Annotated in this window: 19 protein-coding genes and 1 other RNA gene; 17 read left to right on the top strand and 3 right to left on the bottom strand. The window is 64.7% G+C overall.

The window, feature by feature from the left end; translation table 11 throughout:
* Nucleotides 1-8 precede the first annotated feature (8 nt).
* Entirely contained in the window at nucleotides 9-365 is a 357-nt protein-coding gene (locus GSQ75_RS03070) for a YraN family protein (RefSeq protein ID WP_158753042.1), read from the bottom strand.
* A complete protein-coding gene (locus GSQ75_RS03065; protein ID WP_158753041.1) occupies nucleotides 365-2,299 on the bottom strand; it encodes a penicillin-binding protein activator in 1,935 nt (644 codons plus the stop codon). The genes GSQ75_RS03070 and GSQ75_RS03065 overlap by 1 nt, the downstream gene beginning before the upstream one ends.
* An 81-nt stretch (nucleotides 2,300-2,380) precedes the next feature.
* Here GSQ75_RS03065 and rsmI point away from each other — a divergent pair, with 81 nt between their 5' ends.
* The 17 genes from rsmI (at nucleotide 2,381) to lpxC (ending at nucleotide 20,810) form a co-directional block, all read left to right on the top strand.
* Nucleotides 2,381-3,208: a 16S rRNA (cytidine(1402)-2'-O)-methyltransferase gene (gene rsmI / locus GSQ75_RS03060; protein WP_158753040.1), complete on the top strand. Its 828-nt coding sequence runs from the start codon at nucleotides 2,381-2,383 to the stop codon at nucleotides 3,206-3,208.
* A gap of 28 nt (nucleotides 3,209-3,236) precedes the next feature.
* Nucleotides 3,237-3,603: RNase P RNA component class A (gene rnpB / locus GSQ75_RS03055), an RNA gene on the top strand.
* Nucleotides 3,604-3,927: 324 nt separating this feature from the next.
* Nucleotides 3,928-4,374, top strand: a complete 447-nt coding sequence (gene mraZ / locus GSQ75_RS03050; protein ID WP_158753039.1) for a division/cell wall cluster transcriptional repressor MraZ — start codon at nucleotides 3,928-3,930, stop codon at nucleotides 4,372-4,374.
* A gap of 52 nt (nucleotides 4,375-4,426) precedes the next feature.
* Entirely contained in the window at nucleotides 4,427-5,380 is a 954-nt protein-coding gene (gene rsmH, locus GSQ75_RS03045; protein ID WP_158753038.1) for a 16S rRNA (cytosine(1402)-N(4))-methyltransferase RsmH, read from the top strand.
* Between the two features lie 5 nt (nucleotides 5,381-5,385).
* Nucleotides 5,386-5,646, top strand: a complete 261-nt coding sequence (ftsL, locus tag GSQ75_RS03040) for a cell division protein FtsL (protein ID WP_174236696.1) — start codon at nucleotides 5,386-5,388, stop codon at nucleotides 5,644-5,646.
* Nucleotides 5,646-7,463: a penicillin-binding protein 2 gene (locus GSQ75_RS03035; protein ID WP_158753036.1), complete on the top strand. Its 1,818-nt coding sequence runs from the start codon at nucleotides 5,646-5,648 to the stop codon at nucleotides 7,461-7,463. The genes ftsL and GSQ75_RS03035 overlap by 1 nt, the downstream gene beginning before the upstream one ends.
* A complete protein-coding gene (locus GSQ75_RS03030) occupies nucleotides 7,460-8,965 on the top strand; it encodes a UDP-N-acetylmuramoyl-L-alanyl-D-glutamate--2,6-diaminopimelate ligase (protein ID WP_158753035.1) in 1,506 nt (501 codons plus the stop codon). The genes GSQ75_RS03035 and GSQ75_RS03030 overlap by 4 nt, the downstream gene beginning before the upstream one ends.
* Nucleotides 8,962-10,344: a UDP-N-acetylmuramoyl-tripeptide--D-alanyl-D-alanine ligase gene (murF, locus tag GSQ75_RS03025; protein WP_158753034.1), complete on the top strand. Its 1,383-nt coding sequence runs from the start codon at nucleotides 8,962-8,964 to the stop codon at nucleotides 10,342-10,344. The genes GSQ75_RS03030 and murF overlap by 4 nt, the downstream gene beginning before the upstream one ends.
* Entirely contained in the window at nucleotides 10,334-11,434 is a 1,101-nt protein-coding gene (gene mraY, locus GSQ75_RS03020) for a phospho-N-acetylmuramoyl-pentapeptide-transferase (RefSeq protein ID WP_158753033.1), read from the top strand. Before murF ends, mraY begins: the two co-directional genes overlap by 11 nt.
* Nucleotides 11,434-12,672: a putative lipid II flippase FtsW gene (gene ftsW / locus GSQ75_RS03015; protein ID WP_158753032.1), complete on the top strand. Its 1,239-nt coding sequence runs from the start codon at nucleotides 11,434-11,436 to the stop codon at nucleotides 12,670-12,672. The genes mraY and ftsW overlap by 1 nt, the downstream gene beginning before the upstream one ends.
* Nucleotides 12,669-13,742 (top strand): undecaprenyldiphospho-muramoylpentapeptide beta-N-acetylglucosaminyltransferase, encoded by a 1,074-nt coding sequence (gene murG, locus GSQ75_RS03010; RefSeq protein WP_158753031.1) that lies wholly within the window; start codon nucleotides 12,669-12,671, stop codon nucleotides 13,740-13,742. The genes ftsW and murG overlap by 4 nt, the downstream gene beginning before the upstream one ends.
* Entirely contained in the window at nucleotides 13,739-15,178 is a 1,440-nt protein-coding gene (gene murC, locus GSQ75_RS03005) for a UDP-N-acetylmuramate--L-alanine ligase (RefSeq protein ID WP_158753030.1), read from the top strand. Before murG ends, murC begins: the two co-directional genes overlap by 4 nt.
* An 11-nt stretch (nucleotides 15,179-15,189) precedes the next feature.
* Nucleotides 15,190-16,128 carry a D-alanine--D-alanine ligase gene (locus GSQ75_RS03000; protein ID WP_158753884.1) on the top strand — a complete coding sequence of 313 codons (939 nt, stop codon included), beginning with the start codon at nucleotides 15,190-15,192 and terminating at the stop codon, nucleotides 16,126-16,128.
* Nucleotides 16,125-16,859 (top strand): cell division protein FtsQ/DivIB, encoded by a 735-nt coding sequence (locus tag GSQ75_RS02995; RefSeq protein ID WP_158753029.1) that lies wholly within the window; start codon nucleotides 16,125-16,127, stop codon nucleotides 16,857-16,859. Before GSQ75_RS03000 ends, GSQ75_RS02995 begins: the two co-directional genes overlap by 4 nt.
* A gap of 28 nt (nucleotides 16,860-16,887) precedes the next feature.
* Nucleotides 16,888-18,120, top strand: coding sequence for a cell division protein FtsA (gene ftsA / locus GSQ75_RS02990; RefSeq protein ID WP_158753028.1), 1,233 nt, complete (start codon nucleotides 16,888-16,890; stop codon nucleotides 18,118-18,120).
* 129 nt (nucleotides 18,121-18,249) lie between these two features.
* Complete coding sequence (gene ftsZ, locus GSQ75_RS02985) at nucleotides 18,250-19,437, top strand: cell division protein FtsZ (RefSeq protein ID WP_158753027.1); 1,188 nt, start codon at nucleotides 18,250-18,252, stop codon at nucleotides 19,435-19,437.
* Between the two features lie 458 nt (nucleotides 19,438-19,895).
* The gene (gene lpxC, locus GSQ75_RS02980; RefSeq protein ID WP_158753026.1) at nucleotides 19,896-20,810 is read left to right on the top strand and encodes a UDP-3-O-acyl-N-acetylglucosamine deacetylase; all 915 of its coding nucleotides are present in this window, start codon (nucleotides 19,896-19,898) and stop codon (nucleotides 20,808-20,810) included.
* Nucleotides 20,811-21,037: 227 nt separating this feature from the next.
* Here lpxC and GSQ75_RS02975 read toward each other — a convergent pair whose 3' ends face one another.
* The gene (locus GSQ75_RS02975) at nucleotides 21,038-21,520 is read right to left on the bottom strand and encodes a DUF721 domain-containing protein (protein WP_158753883.1); all 483 of its coding nucleotides are present in this window, start codon (nucleotides 21,518-21,520) and stop codon (nucleotides 21,038-21,040) included.
* Nucleotides 21,521-21,530 lie beyond the last annotated feature (10 nt).

The following is a 21,530-nucleotide window of genomic DNA, read 5'->3' as shown; positions in this document are numbered from 1 at the left end:
CACGGAATTTAAGTTGCCTCGAATGCACCGCGCAGCCAGTCGCGCCGGATGGCGTCGACCGGGCCGTCGTAGCTGATCACATCGAAACGACAGGTACGCCGTGCGTGTTGCGGATGCGCCGCCAGCCAGTGCTGGGCAGCGAGGATCAAGCGGGCTTGCTTGCTGGCGGTAACCGAAGCTGTGGCGTCACCGTGGCTGGCGCTCTTGCGATAGCGCACCTCGACAAACACCACGGTGTCGCCATCTCGCATCACCAAGTCCAGCTCGCCATGGCGGGTGCTGTAGTTGCGCACCAGCAGCTTCAGCCCGGCGCGCTCGAGTTCGGCGCAGGCGCGTTGCTCGAAGGAATTGCCAGCAGCGCGCATCAGCTCGGGATGAGTGGTGTGGCCCCCGTTGACGAGGAGCTGGCTGGCGAGAAGCTGGTCGGTGCTGGTGTGCTGTCGGCAGGTGGCGCGCCGGAGGGGACGTCATCCGTCTGCAGGCTGCCGCTCAATGGCCGTGCCAGCCCATCCTGGAATTGCGCCCAGATCAGCACGCGACGGATGCGGCCGAACTGGTCGGCCGTCAGCTGGCCACTGGCACCTGGCATGTAACTGCCCGGGTGTGTGCGTAGCCAGTCGAGATACGGCACCAGATTCCACGCATCCATGCCGAACGCGAACAATCGTGCGGCACTCCCCTGCGCAGCCGGCAACTGTGTGGCGATATCGGCATGGCTTGGCAGGCCTGGTTGGGCATCGAACAGCCACGGTGCGTCGCAGAACTCCACGCCATCCAGATCGCGGTTCGCGGTGGCATCGTCGCTGCCATCGTAAATGTGCGAGGTGGCAAACACCGGCAGGTGGATGTTGGCGATCAGCAGTTGCGGGATCAGCATGCGGGCCTGATTCGGCCGCATGCTGATGAAGATGCCGGTGTCGTTGCCGGCGCTGCTCCCGTTGTCGGTCGCTGCCGATGCGGCGTCGGTGCTGCTCGCGCTGGCAGGCGCGGCCGGGCTGCCATGCGGGATATTCAGACCACTGACCGCATTGGTGAAGCTGGTCAGGGTCAGCATGCCGTCAAGCTGGCCACCACGGGCGGCCAGTTCGGCCTTGAACGCTCCGGCGGCGCGCTGGGCGAAGTCATCGTTGGAGACCAGCACATAGGCGTGATGCAGGCCGCGCTCGATCATGTGATCGGCGGCCTGGGCGCCTTCGGTCTCCGGTAGCAGGCCGAATTCGCTGGTGTCACCCGCCGGCAACTGGCGGTCGTCGGGATGGTTGAGCGCGAGCAGCGGCACTGGCAGTTGCGCCTGGCCGAACACGGCGGCGACTTCGCCGCGGGTCAGCGGGCCAACCACCAGGTTGGCGCCGTCGCTGACCGCCTGCTGGTAGGCCTTGATGGCGCCGTCGGCGGTGCCGTGGCTGTCGTACACGCGTATGACCGGGCGAGGTGCATGGTTGCGCCCGGCATCCAGGTAGGCGGCGAAGAAACCTTCCCGGATCGGCGTGCTTGCCGCCGCGTAATTGCCATCGGCGGGCAGCAGCAAGGCCACCTGGGCAGGTACTTTGTAGCCTTCGCGCACAGTCGCATTGGCACCGGGCAGCAGGGTGCCGACCGGTTGCTGCAGTTCCGGCTGCGGACGTGCCACCGCAACGCCTTGCCGTGTCAGCGCCTCATTGACCCATGGCAGCATGCGGTCACCCGGTTTCATCGCGGCGGCGCGCTGCTTGAGCGAATCGACGTTCACGCTGGCGAGCAGATCGAGAATCTGTCGACGGTTCTGGGTGTGATCGAAGCCGCTCAGCTGGTCGTCCATCTGCACGCGGGTGCGTGCCGCGCCCCAACTGTCGCCACCGGCTTGCATGGCGCGGGCACGCAGTTCCAGCAGGCGCAGTTGCAGCGCGGCCGGGACCGTGACATTCGGCTGGGTGGTGAGTTGCAATGCGGTGTTGGCGTCATGCTGGTTGAGCGCCAGTTCGGCGCGCAGCAGGTCGAAACGCAGTGGTTCGTCATCGCTCAGGTGCTGACGATTGATCTGGGCAAGCGTCGGTGCGGCACGCTCGATCTGACCCTCCTGGCGCCACGCCTCGGCGGCCAGCAGGCGATAGCTGTCAGCGTGGCCGGAAGACTGTGCGGCCAGGGCCAGATAGGCCTGCGCGGCCTGCTCGAACTGGCCCTGCTGTGCCAGCGCGGCGGCGTTCTGCGCGGCGGCGATTTCCGCCGGCGAGCGCTGGACGTTGCCCGGCACACAGGCGGTCAGGGCGAGTGAAAGCACCAGTCCGATCGCGGCGACGCGCGAGAGGCGCATGAAGCGCATGGGAGATCCCTTGGTCGTCATGGTCATCAATGCGCGATCATAGCCGATTGGATTGCCGGCCCGCGGCGCAGGAGTATGACGATGTCATCAGTTCAGCCAGGTTGTCTGTGGGTGGTCGCCACCCCGATCGGTCACCGCGATGATCTGTCCGCCCGCGCCATCGTGACCTTGCGTGAAGTCGCGGTCATTGCCGCCGAAGACACCCGCCACAGTCGCCCGTTGCTGGTACATCACAACATCGACACGCCGCTGATCGCCTTGCATGAGCACAACGAGCGCGACGCGGTGGAGGCGATCGTGCGGCGGCTGCAGGGTGGCGACTCGGTGGCGCTGATTTCCGATGCCGGCACGCCGCTGATCAGCGATCCGGGCTTCCGCCTGGTGCGTGCGGCGCGTGCGGCCGGTGTTCGCTGCATTCCGGTGCCCGGCGCCTGCGCGGCGATTGCTGCGCTGTCGGTAGCGGGGCTGCCCAGCGATCGCTTCGTGTTCGAGGGTTTCCTGCCGCCGAAGGCGGCGGCACGGCGCAGCCGTCTGCAGGAGCTGGCCGGTGATGCACGCACGGTCATCTTCTATGAGTCGTCGCATCGCGTGGCTGAGAGTCTGGCCGATATGCGCGATGTCTTCGGTGCCGAGCGTGAAGCCGTGCTGGCGCGCGAACTGACCAAGATGTTCGAGACGGTGCTGGGCGAGCCGCTGGCGGAACTGGCGGCAAGGGTCGCGGCCGATCCTGATCAGCAGCGCGGCGAATGCGTGATCCTGGTCGCCGGGCGCGGCGAGGAGGCCGATGCCAAGCTTGCCGAAGGTCAGCGTATCTTCGCGATCCTGCGCGAGGAACTGCCGCCGGCGAAGGCGGCCAAGATGGCGGCAGCGATCACTGGCGCGCCACGCAAGCTGCTCTACGAGGGCTGAGGCCCTCGCGTGGGGTACAATCGTCAGTGGAGTCGGCCGGGCAGTCGCGTCGCACGCAAGTGCATCGAGGAAAGTCCGGGCTCCATAGGGCAGAGTGCCAGGTAACTCCTGGGCAGCGTGAGCTGACGGCCAGTGCAACAGAGAGCAGACCGCCGAACGGCATCTTCGGATGTGCGTGGTAAGGGTGAAAGGGTGCGGTAAGAGCGCACCGCGTACGGGGCTAACGTCGTACGGCACGGTAAACCCCACTCGGAGCAAGACCAAATAGGGGAACGATAACGCGGCCCGCGTTGTTCCCGGGTAGGTTGCTGGAGCTAGACGGCGACGTCTGGCCGAGAGGAATGACTGTCGCGTCGCAAGACGTACAGAACCCGGCTTACAGGCCGACTCCACCTAATTCCCGAGCAAGGCATTCCCGACGCGGTGACAAACGTGTCGGGAATGCGGTGCGGGGGCGTGCGTGATGAACGCCGATTCATCCCCGGGACGCCCGAAAACCCCGAATTGACCCGGTTTGGCGCCTTGGTAGTACAGGTGCTGAAATAAAAAATCCCTTGCTTTCAAACACCTTGAAGAGGTTCGTGAGAAAGCGCTGGAATTACCGTCACAACTTCGCCTTTCTCCTTGATTCACAAGCGATTTCCCCTTGACAGTCTCATGGTGCGAGATTATCGTGGGTACCAGTGTGAAATCGTGGGTTTTAGTGGAGTTACCTGACTGTGTTCCAGGGCGAAACCGCCATCACTGTAGACGACAAGGGCCGCCTGGCCATCCCGACCGCGTATCGCGATCTGGTGACGGGCGAGTGCGGCAACCGTCTGGTGATCACCTACAACCCGTTCGAGCCGGGGTGCCTGTGGCTGTTTCCGCATGCGGAGTGGGAGCAGGTGCGCGATCAGGTGAATGCGCTGCCCAAGGTCAAGGCCGCGCATCGCGACATGCAGATGAAGCTGGTCGGCGCTGCTGCCGTGGTCGAGCCCGATGGCGCGGCGCGGGTGTTGCTGCCGGCCAGTCAACGCGCGGCAGCGGGCATCGAGAAGAAGGCGGTGCTGCTGGGCATGGGCAACAAGTTCGAACTTTGGAGCGAACAGGCGCATCTGGCCAAGATCCGCCAGAGCATCGGCGAAGACGACATCACAAACGAAATGGCAGTTCTGCGCCTGTAACAGCCGGCAACGGGGGCGTAGTGGAATCGGGTTGGACGGGCGGGAGTGCGGCATGGCCGAGCAGTTGCGGCATATCCCGGTGATGCTGGGTGAGGCGGTGGAGGGTCTGTCCGTGCAGTCTGACGGGCGCTATCTCGATGGTACGTTTGGACGCGGTGGTCATGCTCGCGCCGTACTGTCGCGCCTCGGCCCCACCGGCCGGCTGCTGCTGATGGATCGCGACCCCACGGCGATCGCCGCCGCGCAGGCCGAGTTCGCCGACGATCCGCGCGTGACGATCCGGCATGCCAATTTCTCAGGTCTGGCCGAGTGGGACGAAACCGCGGCCGGTCTCGATGGCGTGCTGCTCGATCTGGGCGTGTCTTCGCCGCAGCTGGACGAGGCTGCACGCGGTTTCAGCTTCATGGCGGATGCGCCGCTGGATATGCGCATGGACACCACGCAAGGCGAAAGCGCTGCGGATTTTCTGGCGCATGCCGACGAGCGCGAAATTGCCGACGTGCTGTGGACCTACGGCGAAGAGCGCCACAGCCGTCGCATCGCCCGCGCGATCGTCGAGGATCGCGCGGCCACGCCATTCACCCGCACGGGCCAGCTGGCCGCGCTGATGGAGCGCGTGGTGGGTCGTCGCGAACCGGGCAAGCATCCGGCGACACGCAGCTTCCAGGCTTTGCGCATTCGTGTGAACGGTGAGCTCGATGCGTTGCAGCGGGGCCTGAATGCTGCGCTGGAGCGGCTCAAGCCGGGCGGCCGACTTTCGGTGATCAGCTTCCATTCGCTGGAGGACCGCGCGGTGAAACTGTTCATTCGCGATCATTCCGGTCGCGTGCAGAACAGCCGGCGCGGTCCGCCGGTGCTGGCGGTGGCGGCGCGTCTGGCGGCGGTCGGCAAGGCGCAGTTTCCGTCGGATGCGGAGATTGCGGTGAATCCGCGCTCGCGTTCGGCCGTGCTGCGCGTGGCGGAGAAGTTACCCGTCCAGGACCAGCTTCAGGAAGGGGGCGCATGAAGATGATTGGCGCCCTTTTCATGCTGATCCTGCTGGCAGCAACGCTGGCCAGTGCGATCGGCGTGGTGTGGACGCGCCACGAGAGTCGCGTGCTGTTCGTCAACCTGACGGCGCTGCAGAACCAGCGTGACGACCTGAATATCGAATACGGCAAGCTCGAACTGGAGCAAGCTACCTATGCGGAGCCGCGGCGCATCGACGACCAGGCACGGCAGAAGCTGGGCATGGTCGACCCGCGCCCACAAGACATCAGGTTGCTGCGTTGATGGCCTGGCGCAACCACACCACGTCCCCCAGGCAAGGTCACCGTCACGGTGCAGGTCCCAGTGCGCGCAAGCGCATGACGATCGTTATCGGGCTGCTGGGTCTGGCCTCGGCCGGGCTGGTCGCACGCGCGTTCGACCTGCAGGTCGTGCGCAAGCAGTTCTACCAGAGCCAGGGCGATGCGCGTTTCCTGCGTGAGATGAAGATCCCGGTGTCGCGCGGCACCATCTTCGACCGCAACGGCGAGCCGCTGGCGGTGTCGACGCCGGTGATGTCGATCTGGGCGAATCCATCCGAGGTGCTGGACAGCGCGGACCGCATTCCTGCATTGGCCAAGGCGCTGAATGATGATCCGGACACCATCAAGCAGTATCTCGAGCAACGTGCGGATCGCGAGTTCGTCTATCTGCGTCGCCAGATGTCGCCGACGGCGGCACAGGCCGTACTCGATCTGGACATCCCTGGCATCAATGGTCAGCGCGAGTTCAAGCGTTACTACCCATCCGGTGAAGTGACCGCGCACGTACTCGGCTTCACCAATATCGACGACCACGGCCAGGAAGGCCTGGAACTGGCCTACGACGACTGGCTGTCCGGCAAGCCGGGCATCAAGCGTGTGATCAAGGATGGCAAGGGCCACATCGTCGAGGATCTGGAGCAGGTGCGTGCACCGCAGCCCGGGCGTGATCTCACCCTGAGCATCGACCGGCGCATCCAGTTCCTTGCCTACAGCGAACTGAAGAGCACGCTGGAAAAGTCCCAGGCCGATTCCGGTTCGATCGTGATACTCGACGTGAAAACCGGCGAAGTGCTGGCGATGGTCAACCTGCCGACCTACAACCCGAATGCCGTAGGCAGCACGTCGCCGTCGAATCGTCGCAATCGCGCCATGACCGACGTGCTCGAGCCGGGCTCGACGATCAAGCCGGTGCTGATGGCCGCGGCGTTGTCCAGTGGCAAATTCACGCCGACCGGCCCGGCGATCGACACCACCGGCGGACACTGGTATTTCCAGGGCCATGACATCCACGACACGCACAATTACGGACTGCTGACGCCGACCGGCGTGATCACCAAGTCGAGCAACGTCGGCGCTGCGCATATCGCCATGCAGCTCGATACCGGGCTGATGTACGACACCTATCGCGCGTTCGGTTTTGGCAACAGCACCAACAGCGGGTTTCCCGGTGAAGCATCCGGCTACCTGAAGATCGGGCATGAGTGGCGGCCGCTGGAAAAAGCCATCCTGGGCTACGGCTACGGTCTCAACGTGACCGTGCTGCAACTGGCGAATGCCTACGCGACGATCGCCGATGGCGGCGTCATGCACTTGCCGACCTTCATCAAAGGCAACGACAGTGACGCCAAGGCGATCATAGAGCCGCAGATAGCCCAAGAGCTGGTGGGCATGCTGGAGACCACCACCCAGCCGGGTGGTACCGCAGCGCCGTATGCGTGGATTGCCAATTACACCGTGGCCGGCAAGACCGGCACAGCGCACAAGGCGGTGGCGGGCGGATACTCGAAGGACAACTACAGTGCTGCGTTCGCCGGGATGGTGCCGGCGACCAACCCGCGGCTGGTTGCGGCCGTGGTCGTCGACAATCCCAGGAAGGGCAGTTACTACGGTGGTTTGGTCTCGGCTCCGGTGTTTGCTGAGGTCATGGCCGGCGCGTTGCGACTGCTCGACATCCCACCCGACAATATCGGCCGCTGGTACGTCGGCGGCCCATTGCAGGCCGAGAACGGGCTGACTGGCAACAAGCCGCCGGTCGCACCAAACATCGAAGAAGCGCCGGCCGAAGAGGCGACGCCATGAGCACCGGTCACCTCGATCAGCTGCTGATGGGGATCGCCGACGCGCAGGTTGCCGCGGCGCCGGGTGCTGGCCGTATCGTGGTGTCCGGGCTGGCGCTCGACTCGCGCCGGGTGCGTCGCGGCGATGCATTCTTCGCCCTGCGCGGTACCCAGGGACACGGCATCGAATTTGCCGCCAGCGCGGTGCAGCGCGGCGCCCAGGTCGTGCTGGCCGAAGCGCCGGCGGTCGAGGTGGCGCCGCTCAACGTGCCGCTGCTGTGGATCGATGGTCTGCACGATCAGGTCAGTGAAATCGCTGCGCGCTTCTACGACCGTCCGGCCGAGGCGATGCGCGTGATCGGCATCACCGGTACCAACGGCAAGACCTCCTGTGTACAGCTGCTGGCGCAGGCACTGACTCTCCTTGATCATCGCACCGCCACCATCGGCACGCTTGGTGCGGGCGTGCATGGTCAGCTGCGCGAAGGCGAGCGCACCACGCCCGACGCGATCAGTGTGCAGGGCCTGCTGGCGGATTTTCGCGAAGCCGGCGTCAGCCACGTGGCGATGGAAGTGTCGTCGCATGCGCTGGAGCAGGGGCGTGTGGCAGCGGTGGACTTCGAGGTGGCGGCCTTCACCAATCTGACCCGCGACCATCTGGATTATCACGGCAGCATGGAAGCCTACGGCGCGGCCAAGGCGAAGCTGTTCGCATGGTCTGGGCTGCAGAGTGCTGTGATCAACATCGACGATGCATTCGGTCGTGAACTGGTAGCGCAGTTGCCAGCCGACGTGAAGCCGCTGCGTGTGAGCATGACTGGCGAGGCGGATGCCGAGATCGCCGCCAGCGCCATCACCACCTCGGCCGAAGGGTTGGCGTTCCACCTGCGCACGCCATGGGGCACGCGTGCGCTGAATAGTCAGCTGCTGGGCCGCTTCAACGTGGCGAACCTGCTCACCGTGGTGGCCTGTCTTGGCGCGCTCGGCGAGCCGCTCGAGCGCATCGTGGCAGCAGTCGAGAAGTTGCAGCCGGTCAATGGCCGCATGAGCCGGCTGGGTGGACTGCATGGCTTGCCGCTGGTCGTGGTCGATTACGCGCATACCCCGGACGCGCTGGAGCAGGCGTTGACCGCCGTACGCGCACATTGCGCCGGTCGGCTGATCTGTGTGTTCGGTTGCGGCGGAGAACGTGACGCCGGCAAGCGTCCGCTGATGGGCGCGATCGCCGCACGATTGGCCGATATCGCGATCGTGACTGATGACAATCCGCGTGGCGAAGATGGTGACGCGATCGTGGCGCAGATCGTCGCTGGCATGGCCTCGGCGCGTTCGATGACGGTAGAGCGCGATCGCGCATCGGCGATCAGCCATGCATTGCGACTCGTGCAGTCCGGTGATGTGGTGCTGATCGCCGGCAAGGGGCATGAGACCTACCAGGAAGGCGCCACCGGCAAGCGTCCATTCGACGATCTGGCGGTGGCGCATGCGGCGCTGGAACGGATCAGCCGGGAGCCGCGCGCATGATGCCGTTGAGCACCATCGCCGTGTGGACCCACGGGCAGTTGTTCGGCGCCGATGCCGAGATTACCGGTGTTGTGATCGATACCCGCAAGCTGAAGCCCGGCGACCTGTTCGTCGCGATCAGGGGCGAACGGGTGGATGGTCACGATTATCTGGCCGAAGCGGCCGAGCGTGGTGCGGTGGCGGCGCTGGTGACACACAAGGTCGACAGCGTACTGCCGCAGGTCGTGGTCGATGACAGTGCGTTGGCGCTGGGCGATCTGGCCAGTGCAGTGCGTGCTCAACGCAACGTGCGCGTGGTTGGCATCACCGGCTCCAACGGTAAGACCACGGTGAAGACGTTGATCGCCTCGATCCTGTCCCGGCATGGCCGCACGCATGTCAGCTCCGGCAACTACAACAACGAGTTGGGCCTGCCACTGAGCCTGCTGGCGATGCCGGAAGACACCGAGTACGCCGTCTTCGAGATGGGTGCCGGCAAGCCGGGCGACATAGCCTATCTGGCTGCCATCGCGCGGCCCGATATCGGCCTCGTCACGCTCATTGCGCCGGCGCATCTTGCGCGGATGGGCAGTGTTGAAGGCGTGGCCGAAACCAAGGGTGCGCTGTATCAGGCGCTGCCGGTAGACGGCAGCGCGATCATCAATGCCGATGACAGCTTCGCCAGTTTCTTCGGCGGCCTGGCCGGTTCGCGCAAGCAGCTGCGTTTTGGCCTCGATCATCCAGCGAATGTCGGCGCGGACATCGTGGAGCAGCGCGTGGACGGTTCACGTTTCGTGCTCAGCACACCGCTCGGCGATGCCGAGGTGGCGCTGCCATTGCCCGGTCGCCACAACATCGCCAATGCGCTGGCCGCAGCGGCGATCGCGATCGCACTCGAGGTGCCGCTCGACATCATCGTCGCCGGACTGGAACAGGCACCAGGTGTACCAGGCCGGCTGCGCCGCGAAGTGATGGAGGGCGGCTGGACACTTATCGACGACAGCTACAACGCGAACCCGAGCTCGATGGCGGCGGCGATCGACACACTGATGCTGGCCACCGGCGAACGCTGGCTGGTGCTGGGTGACATGGCCGAGCTGGGTCCGGATGCGCTTGCACTGCATGCCGGTATCGGCACGCATGCGCGCGAGCGCGGTGTCGAGCGACTGTTTGCCGTTGGTCCGCTCGGCGCGGCCACCGTCGAGGCCTTCGGCGCGCGCGGCGAACATTTCAACGACAAGGCGGCACTGATTGCCGCGCTGCAGACACAACTGCATGGCGGCGTTACCTGCCTGGTGAAGGGCTCGCGCTCAGCCGGCATGGAGCAGGTCGTTGCTGCGCTCGGCAGCCATCGGGTGCATGCAGACAAGAACCAGGGAGGTGCTTCCCATGCTGCTTGAACTGGCGGACTGGATGGCACGGCATTTCACCGCGTTGCATCTGTTCCAGTACATCACCTTCCGCACGATCATGGCCGCGCTCACGGCGCTGGCGATGTCGCTGCTGTGCGGGCCGTGGCTGATCAATCGGCTGGCTGCACTGAAGGCCGGCCAGGTGGTGCGCAGCGACGGTCCGCAGACGCATCTGGTCAAGGCCGGCACGCCGACCATGGGCGGCGTGATGATCCTGCTCTCGGTCAGCGTGGCCACCCTGCTGTGGGCCGACCTGCACAACCGTTATGTGTGGGTGGTGCTGGCGGTGATGCTGGCGTACGGCGCGATCGGTTTCTACGACGACTACCGCAAGCTGGTGTTGAAGGACAGCCGTGGGCTGGCCAGCCGCTGGAAATATTTCTGGCAGTCGGTGTTCGGCCTCGGTGCGGCGCTGTTCCTTTACTACAGCGCGCCGGCGGCTGTCGCCGGGCTGCCGGTGGCGGAGACCGCGCTGTATGTGCCGCTGTTCAAGCACGTGGTGCTCCCGCTGGGGCTGCTGTTCGTGGTGGTGGCCTATTTCATGATCGTCGGTTTCTCCAACGCGGTGAATCTCACCGACGGTCTGGATGGGCTGGCGATCATGCCGACCGTGCTGGTCTCTGGCGCGTTGGGCGTGTTCGCGTACCTCGCCGGCAACAAGGTGTTTTCCGAATACCTCGGCATTCCGTCGATTCCCGGCGCGGGCGAGCTGTCGATCTTCTGCGGCGCGCTGGCCGGCGCGGGACTGGGCTTCCTGTGGTTCAACACCTATCCGGCACAGGTATTCATGGGGGATGTCGGTGCGCTGGCGATGGGCGCCGCACTCGGCTGCGTCGCGGTGATCGTGCGCCAGGAAATCGTGTTGCTGGTGATGGGTGGCGTGTTCGTGATGGAAACCGCCTCGGTGATGATCCAGGTCGCAAGCTTCAAGCTCACTGGCAAGCGCGTGTTCCGGATGGCGCCGATCCATCACCACTTCGAATTGAAGGGTTGGCCGGAGCCGCGGGTGATCGTGCGTTTCTGGATCATCAGCGTGGTGCTGGTGCTGGTCGGTCTTGCCACGTTGAAGGTGCGCTGATGTTCGGCTTCGACACCACCCAGGCAAAACGTCGACAGGGCCCACGCGGCAGCTTCGACCTGTGGCTCCTGGTCGCCTTGATCGGACTGGTCAGCATCGGCGTGGTGATGGTGACCTCCAGCTCGATCGCGGTGGCCGACAGCCAGAACTTGGGCGCGTTCTACTTCCTGAAGAAACACTTGCTGTTTCTCAGTCTGGGCATGATCGCCGCCGGCATGGCGATGCGTACCGAGCTGAAGCTGCTGGAAAAGCATGCGTTCCCACTGCTGGCAGTGGCTTTTGTCCTGCTGCTGGCGGTGTTCGTGCCGCATTTCGGCATGCGCATCAATGGCGCGCGGCGCTGGCTGAACCTGCTGGTGACCAGCTTCCAGCCGGTGGAAGCGGTCAAGCTCATTCTGGTGGTGTACCTCGCCAGTTACCTGGTGCGCCATCGCGAGAACGTCGAGACACGCTTTCTTGGCTTGATCAAGCCGATCATGGTCGCTGGCGTGATCGTGCTGCTGCTGCTGGCGCAGCCGGATTTTGGCTCGGCCACGCTGGTGATCGCGGTGACCATCGCGATGGTCTGGCTCGGTGGGGCGCGGCCGATCTTCCTGTTCATCATGGGCCTGCCGCTGATGCCGCTGTTGTACATCGCGGCGACCGGCGAAAGCTATCGCATGAAGCGATTGACGACCTTCCTGCATCCGTGGGATCACCCGTTCGATGATGGGTTCCAGTTGACCCAGTCGCTGATGGCGATCGGACGCGGTGAGTGGGGCGGTGTGGGGCTTGGCTCCAGCGTGTTGAAGCTGTCTTATCTGCCAGAGGCGCACACCGACTTCATTTTCGCGGTGATCGGTGAGGAACTCGGCCTGGCCGGTGTGGTGCTGGTGATGGGGCTGTTCGCACTGGCGGTAGGACGCGGCCTGTATCTGGGTCTGAAGGGCGTCGAGGTCGGCCAGCGCTTTGCCGGTTACGTGGCGTTCGGTGTTTCGCTGATGCTGGCGATGCAGGCGATCGTGTCGGTCGGCGTGAATCTCGGTGCGCTGCCGACCAAGGGCCTGACCCTGCCGTTGATCAGCTATGGCGGTTCGTCGATGGTGCTGACCTGCGCGATGGCTGGCGTGCTGTTGCGCGCCACGTTTGAAATCAACCGCGCGCTGGATGCGCGGCAGATGACGACGCGCGTGCCGGCAGCGGTTGCAGCCGTCGATGCAAATGTCGTGGTCAAGCCGCGCGAAGCGGTGATTGCATGACCGCGTCGGCGCCCGTGCTGATCATGGCCGGTGGTACCGGTGGCCATATCTTTCCCGGTCTGGCCGTGGCCGATTGCCTGCGCGCGCAAGGCGTGCCCGTGGTGTGGCTGGGCGCGGCCGGCGGCATGGAAACCAAGGTGGTGCCGGCGCACCGGATCGAGTTGCACACGGTGGTGGTCGGTGGCCTGCGCGGCAAGGGCCTCAAGACCCGCCTGCTGGCGCCGTTGATGCTGCTGCGCGCGCTGATTGCATCGCTGGCCGTGCTGCGCAAGGTGAAGCCGCGCAGCGTGTTGTCGATGGGTGGCTATGTGGCTGGCCCCGGCGGCCTCGCCGCGTGGTTGCTGCGCTGCCCATTGCTGGTGCATGAGCAGAACCGCGTGGCCGGATTCACCAACCGCAAGCTGGCCGGATTCGCGAAGCGCGTGCTGGCCGGCTTTGCCGATGCATTGCCGCAGGCCGAATGGGTTGGCAACCCGGTGCGCGCCGTCATTGCCGCGTTGCCTGAGCCGATGCAACGCATGACCGCGCGCAATGGCAAGCCGCGCTTGCTCGTGCTTGGTGGCAGCCTCGGTGCGCGCGCCCTGAATCTGGCCGTGCCACAGGCACTCGCGCAGCTGACACCCGAACAGCGCCCGGACGTGCTGCATCAATCCGGCAATCGCGGTCTCGACGAAGCGCGCGAGGCGTATGCGAAAGCCGGTGTCGAGGCACAAGTAGTGCCATTCATCGATGACATGGCTGCCAGCTATGGCTGGGCCGATCTGGCCGTCTGTCGCGCGGGCGCGCTGACCCTGGCTGAGCTGACCGCCGCGGGACTCGGTGCGGTGCTGGTGCCGTTCCCGCATGCGGTGGACGACCACCAGACGCGCAATGCAGAAGTGTTGGTGGCCGCAGGCGCCGCCGTTGTAATTCAGGAGCGGGATCTGGACGTACAGAATTTGGCGCAGCGGCTGGAATCGCTGCTGGGCAACCGCACGCAGCTGCTGGCCATGGCTGAAGCCGCACGTACGCTGGCCAAGCCGGACGCGGCCGACGTGATTGCCCGCGCATGCCTGGAGGTCGCCGTATGACGCCGCGTCGCTTGCATGCGCACGAGGATCTGATGAGCACGTTCCGTCGCGTGCACTTCATCGGCATTGGTGGTGTCGGCATGAGCGGCATCGCCGAGGTGCTGCACAACCTCGGTTATGCGGTGTCCGGTTCCGACCGCGCGAATTCGTCGACGGCACAGCGTCTGCAGCAGCTGGGCATCACGGTGCATGTCGGGCATGCCGCCGAGCACATCGGCGATGCCGACGTGGTGGTGACCTCAAGTGCGATCAAACAGGGCAACCCGGAACTGGTTGCCGCGCGTACCGCGCGCATCCCGGTGATCCCGCGTGCGGAGATGCTCGGCGAACTGATGCGCTTTCGCCGTGGCGTGGCGATCGCTGGCACCCACGGCAAGACCACCACCACCAGCCTCACCGCGAGCGTACTGGCCGAGGCCGGCTACGACCCGACCTTCGTGATCGGTGGCCAGCTGAATGCTGCCGGCGCGAATGCGCGGCTGGGCACTGGCCAGTATCTGGTGGCGGAAGCCGATGAATCCGATGGCTCGTTCCTGCTGCTGTCGCCGGTGATCGCCGCGGTCACCAATATCGACGCCGATCACCTGGAGAACTACGGCGGTGATTTCGCCCAGGTGAAGAAGGCGTTCGCCGATTTCCTGCACCGGTTGCCGTTCTACGGCCTGGCCGTGTTGTGCATGGACGACCCGGAAGTCGCCGAACTGGCGAAATCCACCACGCGTCGCGTGATGACGTATGGCATCGATACGGTGGATGCCGACGTGCGCGCAGTGAACCTCACCCAGCACGGCTTCGAGATGCATTTCGATCTGCTGCTGCCGAACCGTAGCGACGCGTTGCCGGTGAAGTTGAATCTGCCGGGTCGGCACAATGTGCTGAATGCTTTGGCCGCCGCCACGATCGGCTGGCAGCTCGGCGTGGAAGCCGACGCGCTGGCGCATGCACTGGAATACTTCCAGGGTGTCGGTCGGCGCTTCCATCGCCGTGGCGAGATCGCGCTCGATCACGGCAGTGTATTGCTGGTCGATGACTACGGCCATCACCCGCGCGAGCTTGCGGCGGTGTTCGACGCCGCGCGTGGCGGTTGGCCGGAGCGTCGGCTGGTGGTCGGCTTCCAGCCGCACCGTTACAGCCGCACGCGTGACCTGCTCGACGACTTTGCCAACGTGCTGGCCGAGGCCGATGTGCTGGTGCTGACCGATGTCTACCCAGCAGGTGAGGCGCCGATCGCCGGTGCCGACGGCCGCGCGCTGGCGCGCGCGGTGCGTGCGCGCGGCAAGGTCGATCCGGTGCTGGTCGAGCATCCGCGCGATCTGAAGGAAACGCTGCCGGCGCTGCTGCGCGACGGCGATCTGCTGCTGCTGCTTGGTGCTGGCGACATCGGCACGGCGGCAGTGGAGCTGGCCCACGCAGGCCATCTGAGGACAGGCAAGTGAACGACAAGTACATCAACAAGATCACGGATCCCGCCCAGTTCGGTCGCGTCGCCGTGGTGATGGGCGGCAGCTCGGCCGAGCGCGAGGTCTCGCTCGATTCCGGCCGCAACGTGCTGGCCGCGCTGCAGGCACGCGGTATCGACGCGCACGCCATTGACGGCATCCCGGCGCTGCTCGACGCACTGCGCGCCGGCCATTTCGCGCGCGTATTCAACATCCTGCACGGCCAGCACGGCGGTGGCGAGGATGGTGTGCTGCAGGGAGCGCTGGAGTCGCTCAACGTGCCGTATACCGGTTCGGGTGTACTCGGTTCCGCGCTGTCGATGGACAAGACGCGCTCCAAGCGCGTGTGGCAGTCGCTGGGCTTGCCGACGCCGAAGTTCGTCGCGCTGCCACGCGGTGCCGATGTGTACGCGGCGGCGAAGCAGGTCGGCTTTCCGCTGATCGTCAAGCCGGCCTGCGAAGGTTCGAGTGTTGGTGTGACGCGGGTGTTCGCGGAGAAGGATCTGGATGCGGCGGTTGTGCTGGCCGAAAAGTATCCGGGCGACCTGCTGATGGAAACCCTGATCGAGGGCGATGAACTCACCGTCGCGATCCTCGGTCGTCAGGTGTTGCCGAGCATCCATATCGTGCCGAAGGCTGCGTTCTACGACTACAACGCGAAATACGTGGCCGAAGATACTCAGTACATCTGTCCGGGTCTTGAAGGCGTAGCGGGTGAAGAACTGCGCGCATTGTCGCTGGTGGCGTTCGATGCGCTGGGCTGCGCCGGCTGGGGCCGCGTCGATGTGATGCGCGACCAAGCTGGTCGCAACTGGCTGCTGGAAGTGAACACCGCACCGGGCATGACCTCGCACTCGCTGGTGCCGAAGGCCGCTGCGGTGGCCGGCATCGATTATCAGGAACTCTGCTGGCGCGTACTCGAAACCAGCATCCGGGAGGGCGCGTGAAGGGAACCATCCGCCTCGTTGCCTGGTGTCTGGCCATTGCGCTGGTCGCGCTGCCGATTGTCGGCGTGCTGCGCGGATGGTTTGCGGCCAACCGCTGGCCGGTGACCCAGTTGACGGTGCAGGCCGAGTTCAAGCACGTCAGCCCGGACGAGATCCGTGCGGCCGTGCTGCCGCGCCTGGGCAAGGGCTTTTTCGCGCTGGACCTCGATACCGTGCAGAAGGCAGTGGCGGCGTTGCCGTGGGTGGAATCGGCCGAGGCGCGCAAGCGCTGGCCGGATACCTTGCTGCTGCGCATCTACGAGCGTCAGCCGTTTGCGCGCTGGAACGACAAGCAGCTGATCAGCCGGCAGGGCCTCGTATTCGACGCGCCCGGTGCGGACGGCATCAGCACCTTGCCCGATCTGCACGGTCCGGATGCACGACTGGCCGAGGTAGTGAGTTTCTACGCCGAGACGCAGAAGGCATTCGCCGGTACCCACCTGCAGATCACGGGTGTTGCGCTGACTGAGCGCGGCAGCTGGAGCGTCACCACGGCCACTGGCGCGCAGATCGTGATTGGCGACCGTGACCAGGCCGGGCGCCGGCTGCGTCGCTTCCTCGACGTTTATCCGCAGCTGATGGCTGGCCATACCGACACCTTTGCCTACGCCGATCTTCGCTACACCAATGGATTTGCCGTGCGCTGGCCGCAAGCGGCCGCCGCCAACGCTGGAGGTTCGCCCCGCACATGAAGACGATCTGCCTATTGAAGGCCGCCCAATGAAGCCTCGCAACGACAAGCAACTGGTAGTCGGCCTCGATATCGGCACCTCGAAGGTGGTGGCGATCGTCGGCGAGTACGAGCCGGGCGAGCCGATCACCGTGATCGGCATCGGCACCCATGTATCGCGCGGCATGAAGCGCGGCTCGGTGGTCGACATCGAATCGACCGTGCACTCGATCCAGCGCGCCGTGGAAGAGGCCGAGCTGATGGCTGGCTGCGATATCCGCTCGGTCTACGCGTCGATCTCCGGCAGCCATCTGGAAACCCGCAACTCTCACGGCAACGCGGCCATTCGCGACCGTGAGGTGACCGCAGGCGACCTGGAGCAGGTGCTGGAGGCAGCCAGCGCGGTGGCGATCCCGGCCGACCGCAAGGTGCTCTACAAGGAGTCGCAGGAATACCGCATCGACGGGCAGGACGGCATCCGCTCGCCGGTCGGTATGAGTGGCGTACGGCTGGAAGCGAACGTGCATCTGGTCACCGGTGCAGCGGCTGCGGTGCAGAACATCACCAAGTGCATCCAGCGCTGCGGCCTTTCGGTGGACGAGCTGGTGCCATCCGCCCTGGCCAGCGCCAAGGCCGTACTGACCGACGACGAGCGAGAGCTGGGCGTGTGCCTGGTCGACATCGGCGCCGGTACCACCGACATCGCGATCTACACCCAGGGCTCGATCCGCTACACCGCTTCGCTGCCGGTGGGTGGCGACCAGGTCACCAGCGACATCGCCTATGGCGTGCATACGCCGACCGCGCATGCCGAGGAAATCAAGATCAAGTACGCCTGCGCGCAGACCGGGCTGGCGCATGCCGAGGAAACCATCCAGGTGCCCAGCGTCGGCGATCGCCCGCCGCGCCGGCTCGCGCGGCAGTCGCTCGCGCAGAGCGTGCAGGCGCGCTACGAGGAAATCTTCGAGATGGTGCAGGACCAGCTGCGTCGTTCCGGCTACGAGAGCTTGGTCGCCGCCGGCGTGGTGCTTACCGGCGGCGCCTCGAAGATGGAAGGCGCGCTGGAGCTGGCCGAGGAGATCTTCCACAAGATGGTGCGCATCGGCGTGCCGCAGCAGATCGATGGTCTCGGCGAGGTCGTCTCCAGTCCGCTGCATGCCACCGGCGTCGGCCTGCTGCTGCATGGCGCACGCGCCGGCGGCATGCGCGCCATGGGACCGGCTGGCGGCAGCGTCGGCGGCCTGGTCGGCAAGTTGCGTGGCTGGATTACCAAGAATTTCTGATCGCTGGTTATCGATTTTTGGGTGAAGCAGGAAGCGTCGCCCGGGGCAGAAGGATTAAGCCCACCACCATGGACCGACAGGAGTCGCGATCCCTGGTTACAACGACAACAACTCTACGGAGGACGGGAAATGTTTGAACTGATTGATAAACTCGCACCCAATGCAGTAATCAAAGTGATCGGCGTGGGCGGTGGCGGCGGCAATGCCGTGGCGCACATGCTCAACTCCAACATCGAAGGCGTCGAGTTCATCGTCGCCAATACCGATGCCCAGGCGATGACCAGCTGCAGCTCGCGCACCCACCTGCAGCTGGGTGGTAACGTGACCAAGGGTCTCGGTGCCGGCGCCAATCCGGAAGTCGGCCGTCAGGCGGCACTGGAAGATCGTGAGCGCATCGAGGCGATGCTCGAAGGCGCCGACATGGTGTTCATCACCGCCGGCATGGGTGGTGGTACCGGCACCGGCGCAGCACCGGTGGTGGCCCAGTTGGCCAAGGAAAAGGGCATCCTCACCGTGGCGGTGGTCACCAAGCCGTTCCCGTTCGAGGGTCGTCGACGCATGCAGGTCGCCCTGAAGGGTATCGAGGACCTGTCGCAGCATGTCGATTCACTGATCACCGTGCCGAACGAGAAGCTGCTCAGCGTGCTCGGCCGCGACGTCACCCTGCTGAATGCGTTCAAGGCTGCCAACGACGTGCTGCAGGGCGCCGTGCAGGGTATCGCCGACCTGATCACCGCGCCGGGCCTGATCAACGTCGACTTTGCCGACGTGCGTACCGTGATGTCGGAAATGGGCTTGGCGATGATGGGCTCGGGCACCGCCCGTGGCGACGACCGCGCACAGGCAGCAGCCGAGGCGGCGATCAAGAACCCGCTGCTCGAAGACGTCAACCTCAATGGCGCCTGCGGCATCCTGGTCAACGTCACTGCCGGTCCGAACCTGACCATGCGTGAATTCGACGAAATCGGTCGTATCATTCATGACTTCGCCAGCGAAGACGCCACCGTGGTGATCGGTACCTCGCTCGATCCGGAAATGAAGGACGACGTGCGCGTGACCGTAGTGGCCACCGGTCTCAACCGTGCCGCCGCCTCGCGTCAGCAGCCGCCGATCCGGATGGTCGAGACGCAGCAGATGCAGATGCGCCCGCGCCCGGTGGTGCTGCGTACCGGCACCGGCAACGAAGTGGTCGACTACGCACAGCCGGAGATGACGATCGGCAGCTCCAGCCGTGCGGAAGCTTCCGCGCAGGTCAAGGCAGATCCGGGCTTCGATTACCTGGATATTCCAGCGTTTTTGCGGCGTCAGGCCGACTGAGGCTGAGCCACTAAGTTAAGGAGACGCGAAATAATTGAACAAAAGCCCGTTATGCGGGTCAGTCCTCAAGCGTGGCCATTCCGGCTGTCACAGTCGGATCGGTGTCGCCCCGGTTGATTCCGGCGGGGCGGCAGGTAACTGAGGGTTGACTGCGATCGGATCGATGTTCGCTGGTGTATGCAGCAAGACTGTGCGTCCGGAGGACGCATGACCAGTCGCACGGGCTTGACTCGTGCCGGCCGGTTCGCCGCCCCATGCCGGATTCCCGTCCCTGGCATGGGGCGACGTGTCGATCCGTCAGTTACGGGAGGAGCAGCCCTGAAAGTCCCCGCGGGTCAAGGATGAAGGAAACATGAAGATTTAATCAGACTGTACGGTCCGGTTTGCTTTTGCCACAGGTTAAAACTGTGTTAGCATCCGTCCCTGATTGGCTGCTGCCTCCACGGGTACCAACAAAAATGATCAAGCAGCGTACGCTCAAAAACATCATCCGAGCCACCGGTGTAGGACTACACACAGGTGACAAGGTGTACATGACGTTGCGTCCTGCGGCGCCCAATACCGGCATCGTGTTCCGTCGCACGGATCTCAATCCGCCGGTGGACATTCGTGCACGCCAGGACAATGTCGGCGACACGCGTCTGTCGACCACGCTGGTCAATGGCGAGGCACGCGTCTCCACGGTCGAGCATCTGCTCTCGGCGATGGCCGGTCTGGGTATCGACAATGCCTATGTCGACCTGTCTGCGCCGGAAGTGCCGATCATGGATGGCAGTGCCGGTCCGTTCGTCTTCTTGCTGCAATCTGCCGGCATCGAAGAACAGAACGTCGCCAAGCGCTTCATCCGCATCAAGAAGGCGGTGAAGGTGCAGGATGGTGACAAGTGGGCCAGCTTCGATCCGTTCGAAGGTTTCAAGGTCGGCTTCTCGATTGATTTCAACCATCCGATCATCAGCAAGCGCACTTCGCGCGCCGAGATCGATTTCTCGACCACGTCCTTCGTCAAGGAAGTGAGCCGGGCCCGCACGTTCGGTTTCATGCGTGACATCGAGGCGATGCGCGAGCAGAACCTGGCGCTGGGTGGCTCGATGGACAATGCGGTGGTGCTGGACGATTACCGCGTGTTGAATGAGGACGGCCTCCGCTACGAGGACGAGTTCGTCAAGCACAAGATCCTCGACGCGATCGGCGACCTGTACCTGCTTGGCCACAGCCTGATTGGCGCTTACCACGCGCACAAGTCCGGTCACGAACTCAACAACAAGCTGCTGCGCACACTGATGGCCGATGCCACGGCGTGGGAAGAGGTCAGCTACCAGGACGATCCGGCGACCTCGCCGATCTCCTATGCACATCCCGCCCAGGCGATCTGAGTCAGCTCGCTACCGCCTGGTGCATGATCCAAATGAACGGCCGCGTCGCGAGACGCGGCCGTTCATTTTTGTGAAATGGGTCACTCATGGATGTCCCTCCATCACGCCCTGTCGACACGCCAGGGTGTTCGGAGGCGGAAGTGCATGGTATAAGTCCAGACTGCACAATCCACTGGTGACGGGTCTGGTATCTGGTCACCTGTGGGAGATGGGGTAGTGCATGGCACTCAATGTGCCCCATCGGCTCCGGAATCAGCGGTTTCGGCGAGGGACGCCAGCTCAAGGAACAGTACCCGCAGTTCGGGGTCTGAGATTGAAGCGGCAGCGGCCCGGAGATGGCTGGCTGCTGCAAGCGAAAGCGGTTTTGACCGATCCGGCTCTGTTGCGACCGGTGGTTGGGGGGCCACTTTCACGGTGACTGAACTGGCGCAGGTGCCGATGGCGCGTGCGGTGGCAAGGATCTGTGTTTGCATCAAACGCAGGCGCGATGCCCAAGCCGGTGAGGACGCCAGAAAGACGAGGCGGTCGTTGCGCAGGTCGGCGAATCTCACCTGCTCGCGCAACGGCGACGGCAACGTCTGGCGCAGTGCGCGATCCAGCGCCTCCAGCGCGCCGGCCTTTCTGGCCAGTGTCGCGAAGGAGCCGCATTCGACCAAGGACTTCGGTCCGTTGCCGATGCGGCGGGAAATGGCTGGAGAAGGGTGCTGCATGGTGCCGGAA

The sequence above is a fragment of the Dyella sp. S184 genome (assembly GCF_009766065.1).
In the GTDB taxonomy this organism is placed as follows: domain Bacteria; phylum Pseudomonadota; class Gammaproteobacteria; order Xanthomonadales; family Rhodanobacteraceae; genus Rhodanobacter.
Note: the sequence above shows the minus strand (reverse complement) of the source record. Positions and strands in the feature narration are given on the sequence as shown.